Genomic DNA, 13,865 nt, shown 5'->3' with positions numbered 1-13,865 from the left:
TATTACCAGCGTGGAATTGATGTCGTCACGTCGCCATTTTGCGCGCGCTGACGCATAAAGTGATCCATAAGCACGATCGCCAGCATCGCTTCGGCAATCGGTACCGCACGAATGCCAACGCAGGGATCGTGACGCCCTTTGGTGATCATCTCGACTTCTTCGCCAGAGCGATTAATCGTATGTCCCGGAACGGTAATACTGGAGGTAGGCTTCAGCGCAATGATCGCCACGATCTGCTGACCGCTGCTGATACCACCGAGAATGCCGCCCGCGTGGTTGCTCTGGAAACCCGCTTTGGTAATTTCATCGCGGTTTTCGCTGCCGCGAAGCTTCACCACCTCAAAACCATCGCCAATTTCCACGCCCTTCACCGCATTAATGCTCATCAGCGCGTGCGCAATGTCCGCATCGAGGCGGTCAAATACCGGCTCACCGAGCCCAGGCGGAACGCCATCGGCCACCACGGTTACTTTCGCTCCGATGGAGTCGCCCTCTTTTTTCAGGCCGCGCATCAGTTCATCGAGCGCTTCAATTTTCTCCGGATCCGGACAGAAGAACGGGTTTTGTTCAACCTGTTCCCAATCTTTGATAGCCAGAGGAATATCCCCCATCTGGGTCAGGCAGCCGCGAATCACAATCCCGAATTTCGCGGCGAGGAATTTCTTGGCAATCGCTCCGGCAGCCACGCGCATAGCGGTTTCACGGGCAGAGGAACGACCGCCGCCGCGATAGTCGCGCAGGCCATATTTCTGTTCGTAGGTGTAGTCAGCGTGACCCGGGCGGAAAACGTCTTTAATCGCGCCGTAATCCTGAGAACGCTGATCGGTATTCTCAATCAGCAGACCAATGCTGGTCCCGGTAGTCACCCCCTCGAATACGCCGGAGAGGATTTTAACCTGGTCCGGTTCGCGGCGCTGGGTAGTATAGCGCGATGTTCCCGGACGTCGGCGATCGAGATCGTGCTGCAGATCGGCTTCGGTTAGCGGAATGCCGGGCGGTACGCCGTCGACGATACAGCCCAGCGCCAGGCCGTGCGATTCGCCAAACGTCGTGACGCGAAAGAGTTGTCCAATTGTGTTTCCTGCCATCACGGCTCCGTTCTTGTCGTTATGTTTGCGTGTTGTTTTAGTCTTTATAGATGCCGAAATGCGCGCGGGCGGCAATCAGCTGCGGTTTAGTCAGCATAAAGACGCCATCGCCGCCGTTTTCAAACTCCAGCCAGGTAAATGGAACGTCAGGATACTGTTCCATCAGATGTACCATGCTGTTGCCGACTTCACAAATCAGGATACCGTCATCGCTGAGATAATCCGGCGCGCAGGCCAGGATCCGCCGAGTCAGCTTCAGGCCATCGCTACCGGACGCCAGGCCGAGAACCGGTTCATGACGATATTCACCCGGCAGGTCGGACATATCTTCTTCATCGACGTACGGCGGGTTAGTGACGATCAGATCGTATTGCACCTTCGGCAGGTCGCGGAACAGATCGGAGCGAATTGGCGTCACGTGGTGAATTAAGCCATGGTCTTCTACGTTCTGCTCGGTAACGGCCAGCGCGTCAGGGGAAATATCGACCGCATCGACTTCCGCTTCCGGAAAAGCGTAAGCGCAGGCGATAGCGATACAGCCGCTGCCGGTGCACATATCGAGGATGTGCTGCGGATAGTGGTCAATCAGGCCGGAAAAATGGTTATTAATGAGTTCGCCAATCGGCGAGCGCGGCACCAGCACGCGCTCATCGACGTAAAACTCATGTCCGCAGAACCAGGCTTTGTTGGTCAGATAAGCGACCGGAATGCGTTCGTTAATGCGGCGAATCACGCGCTCAACGATGCGGTGTTTCTCACTGGAAGTCAGGCGCGCGGTGCGCATATCTTCCGGAATATCGAGCGGCAGATACAGCGACGGCATCACCAGCTGCACCGCTTCGTCCCACGGGTTGTCGGTACCGTGTCCGTACCAGATATTTGCAGCGCTGAAGCGACTAACCGCCCAACGCAGCATGTCCTGAATGGTATGAAGCTCATTAACGGCTTCATCAACAAAAATTTTATCCACGCTATCCCCCAGGGCACGCTCTGCTATAAATTCGGCGGCTAGTTTGCCACGAAGACGGGGATAAATCAGCATTCTTACGTCACGCTGAGGGGGAAAAAGAGGTTTTCCTTGCCTGGATGCGTGGCGAGTCGGGTAAACTACCGGCAAAGAAAAAATGAGACCAGGTAATGAAAAAGAAAACAACGCTAAGCGAGGAGGATCAGGCATTGTTCCGGCAGCTAATGACCGGCACTCGTCAGATTAAGCAGGACACCATTGTTCACCGTCCGCAGCGCAAAAAAATCGCTGAAGTACCGCCCAAGCGGCTGCTCCAGGAGCAGGCCGATAACAGCCACTACTTTTCCGATGAGTTTCAGCCGTTGCTGAATACCGAAGGATCGGTGAAGTATGTGCGTGCTGACGTCAGCCACTTTGAGCTGAAAAAACTGCGTCGGGGTGATTATTCGCCGGAGCTGTTTCTCGATCTGCACGGTTTGACCCAGCAGCAGGCCAAGCAGGAGCTGGGGGCGTTGATTGCCGCCTGCCGTCGCGAGCACGTATTTTGCGCCTGCGTAATGCACGGGCATGGGAAGCATATTCTCAAACAGCAAACGCCGCTATGGCTGGCTCAGCACCCGCATATCATGGCGTTTCATCAGGCACCAAAAGAGTACGGCGGTGACGCCGCACTGCTGGTACTGATTGAAGTTGAAGAGTGGCAACCGCCGGAGCTTCCGTAAAACGTCGGCTCCGGAGGAAATCAGATAGCTTTCGCCATCTTCAAATTGCAGGGGCTCATTTGCCAGTTGAACTCGCCTTTGCCGCTGGCATCAAGCGTAACGCAGGCAATCGCCGAAGTGGTGAACATCGGGGGAGTTTCCCCCGGGCACAGCTCTGAGACGAGGTACCCCACCAGAGGGAGGTGGGACACGACCAGCGCCGTCGCCACACCTTCATTCGCCAGCGCCTGGAGATAAGCGCTGACCATGCCAACATCGCCGCACGGCGTGAGTTCCGGCATCACGTCGACATCTTTTGGCAGATTCATGCACTCCCCAACGATTTCCAGCGTCTGTTCTGCACGCAGGTAGGGACTGACAAGAACTCGCTCAATATCCACTTTTTGACCTTTCAGCCAGGTTGCCATCTGACGAGACTCATCGCAACCGCAGACGGTTAATGGACGAACCGAGTCACTGGCTGCATCGAGGGCAGCGTCGCCGTGACGCATGATAAAAACTTGCATATTGCACCGCTTTTGTTAACCAGAAGCACCGCGGTCTTACCCACGTAGACGATACGCAGGTGACCCGGTGGCCGGGCATTGTGCCTGATCCATTCAACGAATGAAACGCTGTTTTTTACCTCAATGGCGTAAGTATAGTCAACTATCGCTTACAAAATCGCCAAAGCACCGCGCCATTCACTAACGGATTTACCTTCTTTGACCACAACTTAGGTCGTACGTTCATCAGCGGGCCAAAAGGTCGCCCCCTGCTCGGCCATGTGTAACAAAGTGTCACATGGTGTAAAACGCGGGCCGTATTGAGCGGCCAGACGCTGCAAAATCGCTGCGACTTCCCCCGCCCCCAATCTATCCATATAGCGGAACGGGCCGCCAAGGAACGGCGGAAAACCAATGCCAAACACGGCGCCGATATCGCCATCGCGAGCGTTGCGAATAACCTGCTCATCGAAGCAGCGCGCCGCTTCGTTGAGCATCATCATGACGCAGCGTTCCGCCACCTGCCGCGCGGACAAGCGCGCCTGTGGAGAAGCGATACCCAGCAGGTTGTAAATCGCCGGGTCGGGCCGTTTTTTGCTTTTACGCCCTTTTGCCGCATAAAGATAGAAACCCCGGTTATTTTTTCTCCCTTTGCGATCGTCATTCAGAATTGCGCTAATGATGTTTGCAGGCGGGCTAAAACGCTCTCCCCATGCCGCCTCCAGAACGGGAATAATTTTAGTGCCGGTATCGATCCCCACTTCATCAAGAAGCTGAATTGGCCCTACCGGAAAGCCAAATTGAACCAACGACTTATCAATGTGATCGATCGGCTCCCCTTCTATTAACAGGCGCATGGCTTCATTAATATAGGGCGCGAGAATTCGGTTAACATAAAATCCGGCTTTATCCGCGACGACAATCGGCGTTTTCCCCTGCAGCTTCGCCAGCTTTACCACCGTGGCAATAGTCTGCCGATCGGTACCACGATGTGGAATCACTTCGACCAGCGGCATTTTTTCTACCGGGCTAAAAAAGTGCAGGCCGATAACCCGCTGAGGTCTGCTCGCTTGCGCCGCGATCTCTGCGATCGGTAAAGACGACGTATTAGAGGCAAAGATCGTCTCCGGGTGGCAGTGTTGTTCCACTTCGCTGACCATTTTCTGCTTGAGCGCCAGATCTTCAAATACCGCTTCGATCACCACATCGCGATGGGCAAAACCCTGGTAATCCAGCGAACCGGTAATCAACCCCATCTGGCGATCGCGCTCGCTGGCGCGCAGATAGCGGCGGCGCACCTGTTTATCGAGCAGATCCCAACTGTATTTCAATGCATGATTTATCCCGCGCGGCTGAATGTCCTTAATGCGGACCGGCAATTCTCCTTTGCATGCGGTGACGTAGGCGATGCCGCCCCCCATCAGTCCTCCGCCAAGAATGCCTACGCTACGCAGCGCGACGGGCTGAGCATCCGCACCGCGATCTTTTTTAAGATCGGTGCTGGCGAAAAAAATCGATCGTAGCGCCTGCGATTGCGGCGTCATCGCCAGCTCGCCAAAAGCGCGGGCTTCTTCTGCGTATCCGCTGCTGCATCCCTGCGCCAGTCCGGTCTCAATCACCTGCAGAATGCGCTCAGTTGCCGGGTAGTTGCCCTGGGTTTTGTGATGCGTCTTTTTCGCTACCAGACGAAACAGCAGGCTGCGGGCGAGAGGTCCTGCGAGAATACGTTCGCGCGCCGGGACGGTACGGCTTGCCGGACGACCTTTAAGAGCCCGTTCAACTGCGGTTTGTAGCAGGATGGTCTGTGGCACCACTTCATCGACCAGTCCCGCCTTCAGAGCCTGACGCGGGCGAAGCTGTTTGCCGGTCAGGATCATCTCCAGCGCGCTGCTGACGCCAATTAATCGCGGTAAACGCTGGGTGCCGCCAGAACCTGGCAGCAGGCCCAACTGAACTTCCGGCAGGCCAAGCCGGGTTTTATTATCATCGCTGCATACCCGCCCGTGGCAGGCCAGTGCCAGTTCCAGGCCGCCGCCCAGGCATGCGCCGTGAATTGCGGCAATCACTGGAATGGGGAGCCCGTGGATCTCGGCCATGATTTGCTGCCCCTGGCGGGCCAGCGCCTCCGCTTCCTGAGCGGAATGACAGCGGGCAATCATGTTGATATCGGCCCCGGCGATAAAGTTATCCGCTTTTGCTGAAATAAATACCGCGCCGCGCAGTTCTTTATTGTCACGGAGCTGACGGATAATTCCCCGCACCTCGCTGGCGAACTCAGCTTTCAGGGTGTTCATTTTTTCACCTGGCGCGTCAATGGTGATGACGGCGATATTGTCCGGGCGAACCTCAAGCGTAAATGCCGATACGGTTTCCATCATTCGGCCTCCAGAACCATAGCTGAACCCAACCCACCCGCCGCGCAGGCGGTAACCAGCCCAAACCCTCCGCCGCGACGCCGCAGTTCATGCAGCGTTTGGGTAATCATTCGCGCGCCGGTGGCGGCAAAGGGATGGCCGTAGGCAATCGAACCGCCAAGCACGTTGAATTTGCTCTCATCGACTTCGCCGATAGCCTGCGAGCGGCCAAGTACCTCACGGGCAAATCGATCGCTGGCCATGCATTGCAAATTCGCCAGCGTTTGCGCAGCAAAGGCTTCATGCATATCAATCAGGGTTAAATCGGCCAGCGTCAGCCCGGCTCTTTCCAGCGCCAGCGGTGTCGACCACGCCGGACCCAGCAGCATATCCTGACGAACATCAATCGCGGTAAAAGCGTAGCTGCGCAGGTAGCCCAGCGGGATTAGCCCAAGCGCTTTAGCCCGGGATTCGGTCATCAGGATCACCGCCGCCGCCCCATCGGTTAACGGCGTACTGTTAGCGGCGGTCACGCTACCGTGTTTGCGATCGAAGGCCGGACGTAACTTTTGGTAATCTGCCAGCGTTGAATTCTTACGGATGTTGTTATCCTGTTCCAGAGGTTCACGGAACGGCGGCGTGTAGGCAGTCATGACTTCTGCCGTTAATTTCCCTTCCTCCCAGGCCCTCACCGCAAGCTGGTGCGAACGAAGCGCCAGCGCATCCTGCCGCTCACGCGTGATACCCCACGTTTTCGCCATCTGCTCAGCGGTATCGCCCATCCGCAGACCGGTGGAATATTCGGCAACAGCTGGTGGCACAGGGAGAAGATCGCGGAAACGCAGCCGGGAAAAGAGCTTCATGCGCTGTCCCAAAGTGCGGGCTTTGTTGGCATCAACAAGCGTTCTGGCAAGTTTTTTGCTCACGCCAATGGGCAATACGGAAGAGGAGTCGGCCCCGCCGGCGATGCCTGCATGAATGGTTCCCGCCATCAGGCTCTCGGCGACGTTGGCCACCGCCTGAAAGCTGGTCGCACAGGCGCGACTGACGCTATAGGCATCAGTATGTACGCTCATACCGGTACCCAGCACAATTTCCCGCGCGATGTTCGGTGCTTCCGGCATCTGTACCACCTGACCAAATACCAGCAGGTCTATTATATCCGCGGGGATATTGCTGCGAGCCAGCATTTCGCCGACCACCAGCTTACCTAAATCAACGGCTGGAACGCCGTGGAAAGCCGTCGCCTGCCGGGCAAACGGCGTACGTAAACCGCTGACGATGGCGATACGATCGCCCTGACGGGTAACTAGCGGTAATGCCTGACTCATAACGCTCCCCTGTTAACCAATAAAACAAAGTGGTCTGACCTGATAACAGTTTTAACTAATATTTTACATTAAGCCAATCGGGGAACAGAAAAAGTGCGAGCCAAAACACATTGATTAGAAAAGATAACGCCCCTGCGAGGAGGAGCGTTTGGGAAGGGATTAACGCAGGCCGAGCTGGAAAATCAGGGTTTCAGCTTCGCAGCTGAACACGAAATCGATATCCAGCTTCACGCCGCCATCAACTTCAGTAAAGGTCGGGGTGATTTTGCACGGCTCCGATTCAACGTTACGCGCTCTTTCACTCAATGCGGCAAGCATTTCTTCCGCTTCGGCGCGGTTCGCAAACACGCGGCTATAAGATGCGGTGCAATCGGTGTTGTCCATGATGGTACCAACATCCATACAGCAGCAAACCGGGGTTTCATCAGCACTGCATTTACTCATTGTAGATTTCCTCTGTATATGCACTCAGGGTGCCAGACAAATAATGTGCTTATTTTACGCCCGGGGCATGCCTGCCTCCAGTCGTTAATGGCGACAAAGGAGATAAGTGACCGAAATCACACTTAAAAATGATCCAAAACAAAAAGTGCCTGCTTTGGATTGCGGGTACCCCGGCAAATTTGCCAACTGGATCGCGTTTCTTAGATCACAATTGAAAAAACTTATAAACAAACTTGCAACATATCATCTGGTCAGACCTATACTCAGCGCACTGGTCTGATTTCTCTGTCGTAAAGCAGACCCTACACTTCGCGCTCCTGTTACAGCATGTAACATTGTTTAAATAAAAATAACTCTATGAGGTTATGGGCATGAGCCAGAAAACCCGCCTTACCCAATCTGCCCTTGCAGTGGCTGTAGCACTTGTTTCAAGCCAGGCCTGGTCGGCAGGCTTTCAGTTAAACGAATTCTCTTCATCGGGCCTTGGTCGCGCCTATTCAGGTGAAGGAGCTATTGCTGACGATGCTGGAAACGTCAGCCGTAACCCGGCATTGATTATGATGTTCGACCGTCCGACTTTCTCGGGCGGCGCTATTTTTGTCGATCCTGATGTCAACGTCACCGGCAGTTCAGTTATCGGTAATGACGCCAGCCAGGACAATATCGCGCCAACCGCATGGGTACCCAATCTGCACTTTGTGGCGCCGATTAACGACCAGTTTGGCTGGGGGGCTTCTCTGACGTCTAACTATGGTTTAGCCACCGAATTCAACAATGATTTTGCCGCGGGCTCAATGGGCGGTACAACCGACCTCGAAACCCTCAACCTCAATCTGAGCGGCGCCTATCGTCTCAACGATCACTGGAGCTTTGGTTTAGGCTTTGACGCCGTCTATGCCAGAGCTAAACTAGAGCGCTACGCGGGCGATTTACCGGATATTATCGGCGCGCAGCTACCGGGAATGGTGAAAGCCGGCAAACTCTCTCCGGCCCAGGCCGCGGCAATTGGTCAACAGGCTGGCGGTATCAGCCGCGATACGCAAATCGCTCGTCTGAAGGGTGATGAGTGGGGCTTCGGCTGGAATGCGGGCATTTTATATGAAGTCGATAAAAACAACCGCTACGGCTTAACCTACCGCTCTGAGGTCAAAGTTGATTTTGACGGAGATTATAAGAGCAGTCTGCCGTCATCCCTCAACCCTATTAACTCTGCCCTCGGTCTGGGACTGCCTTACGGCACAGGTGGTTCGACAATCGGCGGTTCTCTGACGTTGAATCTGCCCGAAATGTGGGAAATCTCAGGTTATAACCGCGTAGCGCCAAAATGGGCCGTTCACTACAGCCTGGCTTATACCAGCTGGAGCCAGTTCCAGGAGCTGAAAGCCACCAAAACCAGCGGCGGCGAAACGCTGTTCTATAAAGATGAAGGTTTTAAAGATTCCTATCGTATCGCTCTGGGTACCACCTATTACCATGACGATAACTGGACCTTCCGTACCGGTATCGCCTTTGATGATAGCCCGGTTCCGGCTTCTAATCGTTCTATCTCTATCCCGGATCAGGATCGCCTGTGGCTCAGCGCCGGTACGACTTACGCCTTTAATAAAGATGCTTCCGTCGACGTCGGTGTGTCCTATATGCACGGTCAGCACGTCGAATTTACAGAAGGGCCGTATACCTTTAAATCAGAAGGTAAAGCCTGGCTGTACGGCGCGAACTTTAACTACCGTTTCTAATCAACAGCAGCAACAAAAAAGGGTGAACATCATGTTCACCCTTTTTACTTTCAACCCGACGGTTACTGTGAATCGATATCTTTGAGATCGCCTTCGATCGCCTGAGCGTTGGGGTTCTCATTCGGAGAAAGTTTACCGCCGTTGGCGATAAAATCATGACGCTGGAAGTAAGCTTCACGCATCAGGATATACGGATCGGAGGACTGACGGAGCAAGCCATCGGAATCCAGCAGCTGCGCGCGGGTTTCGACTCCCTCTACCATCCATTTACCAATAGACATCGGCCATGTCAGCCAGGAAAGAACCGGATACAAGTCATCAGCCATATCACCGCCTTCATCACGCAGCGTAAAGCTGCCGTAGAAAGGCAACTGCACATAGGGGCCGTATCCCACACCATAGTGACCCAGGGTGCTACCGAAGCGAGCAGGCTCAACGCGTTGCAGTTTTGGATTCGCCATTCCCGCTACATCAACCAGCCCACCCATCCCGAGGAGTGTGTTCAGGAAGAAACGCGTAAAGTGCACCATACCTTTATAGGGATCGCCCTTCAGGAAGGAGTTCACCATTACCGCAGGTTCTTCAAGGTTGCTGGTAAAATTGCTCAGACCATTACGCGCCGGCTGCGGAACATAATCTCGCCACGCTACGGCAACAGGCCGAAGAACATAAGGATCGACAACATTGTAGTTGAAGTTGAACATGGTTCGGTTAAAACCTTCAAGCGGATCTGAACGCCCCTGCGGTAGATCGCCAGAACCAGAACTGGCGCACCCCACCAGCAATGTGGCGCCAAGCGCAAGCGCCGACAGGCGAAAATTCATAGGTATCTCCCTGTTAATTTTAGCTATCGCTGGGGGTTATCCGAGGACAGCCGCCTCCATTAAGATATCGCCCGTAAGCATGTGCCTGCTTTCAGCATAGCCTTTTTTGGCATCGTTGTTGATGCCCCCGATTCTATACACATTTTGCAATTTCCGTATTGCTAATCTTGTCATTACAAAGAATTTAGGAGCTTATCCACTCCAAATAACCGAAACCGCTCTACGATTATAATAAAGACCAGCCGTTGAGGAAAAGTTATGAAGCCGCAAACTCACCATGATAGTGAAGATGTTGAGGTTGAAAGTGAAGAAAAACAGAATGGTGAAGAAATTGAGGTGGATGAAGAACGCCTGCCTTCACAGGCGATGGCTACGCATGAAGTGATTCGCCAGGAAGGAGAGAAAGAGCTTGAGCGCGATGCCATGGCGCTCCTCTGGTCAGCGATTGCAGCAGGACTCTCAATGGGGGCTTCGCTGGTTGCCAAAGGCATATTCCATGTCCATCTCAGCGAGCTGCCCGGCGGTTTTTTGCTGGAAAATCTCGGCTACACCTTTGGCTTTGTTATCGTCATTCTCGCTCGGCAACAGCTGTTCACCGAGAATACCGTCACCGCCGTCCTGCCGATTATGCATAAACCCACGCTCAGCAATATCGGCCTGCTGTTACGTTTATGGGGTGTTGTACTGGCGGGTAACTTAATTGGAACCGCTATCGCAGCATGGGCGTTCGATGTCATGCCCGTGTTCGATGAACCGACTCGCGAAGCCTTTCTTAAAATCAGCCTGAAGGTGATGCAAAACCCTCCGCTGGAGATGTTTGCCAATGCGATTATCTCCGGTTGGCTGGTCGCAACCATGGTGTGGATGTTTCCCGCCGCAGGCTCCGCGAAAATTATCGTCATCATCCTGATGACCTGGCTTATCGCCCTGGCGGACACTACGCATATTGTGGTGGGCAGCGTCGAGATTTTCTACCTGGTGTTCAACGGCACGCTGCCGTGGCAGGAATTCATCTGGCCGTTTGCGCTCCCGACCCTTGCCGGAAACATCTGCGGTGGGACCTTTATTTTCGCGTTATTAAGCCATGCTCAGATCCGTAATGATATGAGCCACGAGAAGAAAGCCCGTGCGGCTGAAGAGAGAAAAAAGCGCTAAATGGCTATAGATTAAGCAGTTGGGCCGCGCAAGCTTAACGTGCGCCGAAAATAACGCTATAATCCCGGCGCCATGTCCCCTTAGTTAAATGGATATAACGAGCCCCTCCTAAGGGCTAGTTGCAGGTTCGATTCCTGCAGGGGACAATCTGCCTTGTTACATCAGGAAATCCCTGCCTGACACCCCGCCACCTTTAGAGATATTTTCGTGTTGCAGGCCTGATGCAAGCGATGGCAGCCCGCTGTTCAACCTTCCAGCTACGCTCGTTAACCGGCGTTTATCGAACAGTTTACGTTCTGAGAACTCCCACCTCCAGCTAAAGCACACGATCCCGTATTGTCATTAACGTCGTATACACCTCCGGATTCAATTCACTACATAAATAATTAAATGCAAATCATTCCCTGTAATAATAGCTATCAATTATAATTTTCTATTAGCGATATATTTAATTACTGCAGAAAAAGTGATAGACTGCACGACAGATAACGGTCTGACCCGATTCACCAATTGATATACAACATCATCTCTGATAAATTATTTAGCATGAATTAAACATCATACAATCATCAATACGTAGACAAAATTCAGCTTAAGAAACTCAAAAGCCAACCTATTTTTCATAAGATAATAATGACCATGGAAAGAAAAGAACGGAACATATGGAAACTCAACAACCTTCCGCCACTGGAATATTGTTCAATCTCTCGCGCTCAAAAATTATTAAATTGTGAATTAGAAGATCTGCTTCATTGGCATGATATTGGTGCAATAAGCCTTTGCATCAAATTAGGCAGAACCAACGGAACGTTAAAGAGTGCTATCCGCCATCAGCAGGGCGGCAACAAACCCTATTTTTTTAACACATCAAATATTGATGAATTGAGCAGAAGCGAAAGATCGTGGTCCCCTCACTCCAAAATAAACAAAATTTTTAGATTCAATGAAAGTGAACCGAACCTGGATGCCCAATATGGAACGCCTGTTACCCAGTTAAAACTCCGGGTTTCCGTATCTGGCCTGTGGTACAGCCACACGAGGAATTTAACGGAAGTACTAGAAAACCCCGATAGCATCATTACTGAACAGCGGATCAGCATCATTTCACCGGCAAGAAACGTCCTCTTCTGTCACTTCACCCCCGATGAGGATGAGAAGCCAACCATCACGATGAATAAACTTTACATCACTAATCAGGCGATTGAGAAAATTTATGAGCATACTATCAGCAGCCGCCCTCTGGAATTTGCAGAAAAACCGCTAAATATTATTGAGGATAAAGAGGTGCATAATCCCTCAATTATTCTTCAAAATAAACTGCTCATTGAATTCATCAATCACATCATTCAAGCCAACCCACACTTTGGTGATAACATTCTAAACGCAACGGAAAACAATAAAAATAAAATATTCAACATCGCAATGGATAAACTAAGGGCAGAAGGCGTGGTTTCCAGCTACGGCAGCATCAATCTCCCGGCATCAGAATACACGCTCAAATGACTAACAGTGAATTTAAACATTAGAATAAAAACCCTTTCTGGCGCCATGAAGCGGTGGCGCATACCACCGTTTTAAACGTCAAATGGCCTTCAATATAATTTCAGATATGAACCTGACTTCATAATAAGACCATACTTTATGAATTACCAGTCTGCTAATAAGTCATTTCATATAAACATAAATCAACATAACAACAAAGCTCGCTTATTCAGTATCTGTAAGACCTTCTCTGATCTTCATCGCAGCCCGATGCGCCATCAGTATAAATTCGCGGGCCGCGGCGCTTTGCCAGGCACCCTTTCGCTGTAGCAGACATGCGGTTCTCGCGAGTAACGGTGGGGTGAGTTCAATGGCAGTGAGATCGTCACGCGCCAGAATAATGGACGCCGGAAGCAGGGTTGCCAGCGATGTGCGTTCTACCACGGCCAGGAGAGCGCTAATCGAGTTAGCCTCCATCTGAACTTTCGGTTGAATATCACGCTGCCGGCAGTAACGTTCGATTTGCTGGCGAGTCGCGAAAGCGCGACTGAGCAGAATCAGAGATTCCTGACTGAGCGCAGCCAGCTTGACGCGATCGGCCGTCGCCAGAGGGTGACGCCGGCCTACCACCAGCGCCAGGGTTTCCGAAAGCAGCGGCTGATAAACAATATCTCGCGCATCGTTGCCTTCAAAAGCAATGCCGATATCGAGCTCATCATTGAGCAACATGGTCTCCATTCGCTCCTGGGTCATCTCTTGCAAATCCAGCGTAATATTTGGGTAACGTTGATAGAACGAAGCCACCAGCGGCCCCACAAAGTAAGTCGTAAAGGTAGGCATCATCGCAATACGTAGCGAACCGCGCTGCAGGTCCTCCACATCATGAAGCGCACGCTGCCCCTCAGCGAGCTCCTGCCGCGCCCTGTGCGCGTACGTCAACCACACCTTCCCGGCATCCGTCAGACAAGTATGACGCCCGCTGCGATCAAAAAGCCGTACGCCCAGAGACTCCTCCAGCTGGCGAATCTGTTGCGATAAAGCCGGCTGCGAAATATGCAGTATCGCTGCGGCCCGCGTAAAACTACCTTGTTCAGCAACGGCAATGAAGTAATTGAGATGTCGCAGCAACATGAATTCACTCATAAGCAATTCAAATGAACTCAATCATAAATAAGTATTTTAACTTATCAAACAACAGGCGTACTCTCCCTGCGCCTTTTGACTGATAGCCCCAGGAGATCGCAATGAATTCCCCCCATCCTTACTTCAGCGCTCAA

Annotated in this window: 12 protein-coding genes and 1 tRNA gene; 5 read left to right on the top strand and 8 right to left on the bottom strand. The window is 52.5% G+C overall.

Annotated elements, in window-relative coordinates:
* Positions 1-2 precede the first annotated feature (2 nt).
* Together aroC and prmB are read right to left on the bottom strand one after the other, a co-directional pair.
* The gene (gene aroC / locus ABLV11_RS25240; protein ID WP_224330239.1) at positions 3-1,088 is read right to left on the bottom strand and encodes a chorismate synthase; all 1,086 of its coding nucleotides are present in this window, start codon (positions 1,086-1,088) and stop codon (positions 3-5) included.
* Between the two features lie 37 nt (positions 1,089-1,125).
* Positions 1,126-2,058, bottom strand: coding sequence for a 50S ribosomal protein L3 N(5)-glutamine methyltransferase (prmB, locus tag ABLV11_RS25235; RefSeq protein ID WP_024274529.1), 933 nt, complete (start codon positions 2,056-2,058; stop codon positions 1,126-1,128).
* A 167-nt stretch (positions 2,059-2,225) separates the two neighbouring features.
* On the opposite strand from prmB, the gene smrB reads away from it, so the two are divergent.
* Positions 2,226-2,777 (top strand): endonuclease SmrB, encoded by a 552-nt coding sequence (smrB, locus tag ABLV11_RS25230; RefSeq protein WP_004104178.1) that lies wholly within the window; start codon positions 2,226-2,228, stop codon positions 2,775-2,777.
* Between the two features lie 20 nt (positions 2,778-2,797).
* Here the strand turns inward: smrB and sixA are convergent, their stop codons facing one another.
* The 4 genes from sixA to ABLV11_RS25210 form a co-directional block, all read right to left on the bottom strand.
* Complete coding sequence (sixA, locus tag ABLV11_RS25225; RefSeq protein WP_014230284.1) at positions 2,798-3,283, bottom strand: phosphohistidine phosphatase SixA; 486 nt, start codon at positions 3,281-3,283, stop codon at positions 2,798-2,800.
* A 209-nt stretch (positions 3,284-3,492) separates the two neighbouring features.
* The gene (gene fadJ, locus ABLV11_RS25220) at positions 3,493-5,637 is read right to left on the bottom strand and encodes a fatty acid oxidation complex subunit alpha FadJ (RefSeq protein ID WP_126489736.1); all 2,145 of its coding nucleotides are present in this window, start codon (positions 5,635-5,637) and stop codon (positions 3,493-3,495) included.
* A complete protein-coding gene (fadI, locus tag ABLV11_RS25215; RefSeq protein WP_126489396.1) occupies positions 5,637-6,947 on the bottom strand; it encodes an acetyl-CoA C-acyltransferase FadI in 1,311 nt (436 codons plus the stop codon). The genes fadJ and fadI overlap by 1 nt, the downstream gene beginning before the upstream one ends.
* A gap of 159 nt (positions 6,948-7,106) precedes the next feature.
* Complete coding sequence (locus ABLV11_RS25210; protein ID WP_004114294.1) at positions 7,107-7,391, bottom strand: YfcZ/YiiS family protein; 285 nt, start codon at positions 7,389-7,391, stop codon at positions 7,107-7,109.
* 371 nt (positions 7,392-7,762) lie between these two features.
* On the opposite strand from ABLV11_RS25210, the gene fadL reads away from it, so the two are divergent.
* Complete coding sequence (gene fadL, locus ABLV11_RS25205; protein WP_004104187.1) at positions 7,763-9,127, top strand: long-chain fatty acid transporter FadL; 1,365 nt, start codon at positions 7,763-7,765, stop codon at positions 9,125-9,127.
* A gap of 62 nt (positions 9,128-9,189) precedes the next feature.
* On the opposite strand, the gene mlaA is transcribed toward fadL, so the two are convergent.
* The gene (gene mlaA / locus ABLV11_RS25200) at positions 9,190-9,951 is read right to left on the bottom strand and encodes a phospholipid-binding lipoprotein MlaA (protein ID WP_004104189.1); all 762 of its coding nucleotides are present in this window, start codon (positions 9,949-9,951) and stop codon (positions 9,190-9,192) included.
* Between the two features lie 258 nt (positions 9,952-10,209).
* On the opposite strand from mlaA, the gene ABLV11_RS25195 reads away from it, so the two are divergent.
* From ABLV11_RS25195 to ABLV11_RS25185, 3 genes are all read left to right on the top strand, one after another.
* On the top strand, positions 10,210-11,106 hold the full coding sequence (locus ABLV11_RS25195) for a formate/nitrite transporter family protein (protein WP_004104191.1): 897 nt from the start codon (positions 10,210-10,212) through the stop codon (positions 11,104-11,106).
* Between the two features lie 74 nt (positions 11,107-11,180).
* Positions 11,181-11,252, top strand: a tRNA-Arg gene (locus ABLV11_RS25190).
* 487 nt (positions 11,253-11,739) lie between these two features.
* Positions 11,740-12,609: a hypothetical protein gene (locus ABLV11_RS25185; RefSeq protein WP_126489397.1), complete on the top strand. Its 870-nt coding sequence runs from the start codon at positions 11,740-11,742 to the stop codon at positions 12,607-12,609.
* A 204-nt stretch (positions 12,610-12,813) separates the two neighbouring features.
* On the opposite strand, the gene cynR is transcribed toward ABLV11_RS25185, so the two are convergent.
* Positions 12,814-13,719, bottom strand: a complete 906-nt coding sequence (gene cynR / locus ABLV11_RS25180; protein ID WP_004114299.1) for a transcriptional regulator CynR — start codon at positions 13,717-13,719, stop codon at positions 12,814-12,816.
* Positions 13,720-13,865: the final 146 nt, after the last annotated feature.

It is taken from the genome of Klebsiella sp. GW_Kp181 (assembly GCF_040062315.1).
Classification (GTDB): Bacteria; Pseudomonadota; Gammaproteobacteria; order Enterobacterales; family Enterobacteriaceae; genus Klebsiella; species Klebsiella oxytoca.
The sequence above is the reverse complement of the archived record's forward strand: the minus strand, read 5'-3'. Positions and strand labels throughout refer to the sequence as shown.

Excerpts from the sequence above, each read along its gene's own strand:
- fadJ (WP_126489736.1), bottom strand. The coding sequence starts at position 5,637 with ATGGAAACCGTATCGGCATTTACGCTTGAGGTTCGCCCGGACAATATC.
- smrB (WP_004104178.1), top strand. The coding sequence starts at position 2,226 with ATGAAAAAGAAAACAACGCTAAGCGAGGAGGATCAGGCATTGTTCCGG.
- ABLV11_RS25185 (WP_126489397.1), top strand. The coding sequence starts at position 11,740 with ATGACCATGGAAAGAAAAGAACGGAACATATGGAAACTCAACAACCTT.
- aroC (WP_224330239.1), bottom strand. The coding sequence starts at position 1,088 with ATGGCAGGAAACACAATTGGACAACTCTTTCGCGTCACGACGTTTGGC.
- sixA (WP_014230284.1), bottom strand. The coding sequence starts at position 3,283 with ATGCAAGTTTTTATCATGCGTCACGGCGACGCTGCCCTCGATGCAGCC.
- ABLV11_RS25210 (WP_004114294.1), bottom strand. The coding sequence starts at position 7,391 with ATGAGTAAATGCAGTGCTGATGAAACCCCGGTTTGCTGCTGTATGGAT.
- mlaA (WP_004104189.1), bottom strand. The coding sequence starts at position 9,951 with ATGAATTTTCGCCTGTCGGCGCTTGCGCTTGGCGCCACATTGCTGGTG.
- fadI (WP_126489396.1), bottom strand. The coding sequence starts at position 6,947 with ATGAGTCAGGCATTACCGCTAGTTACCCGTCAGGGCGATCGTATCGCC.
- fadL (WP_004104187.1), top strand. The coding sequence starts at position 7,763 with ATGAGCCAGAAAACCCGCCTTACCCAATCTGCCCTTGCAGTGGCTGTA.
- cynR (WP_004114299.1), bottom strand. The coding sequence starts at position 13,719 with ATGTTGCTGCGACATCTCAATTACTTCATTGCCGTTGCTGAACAAGGT.
- ABLV11_RS25195 (WP_004104191.1), top strand. The coding sequence starts at position 10,210 with ATGAAGCCGCAAACTCACCATGATAGTGAAGATGTTGAGGTTGAAAGT.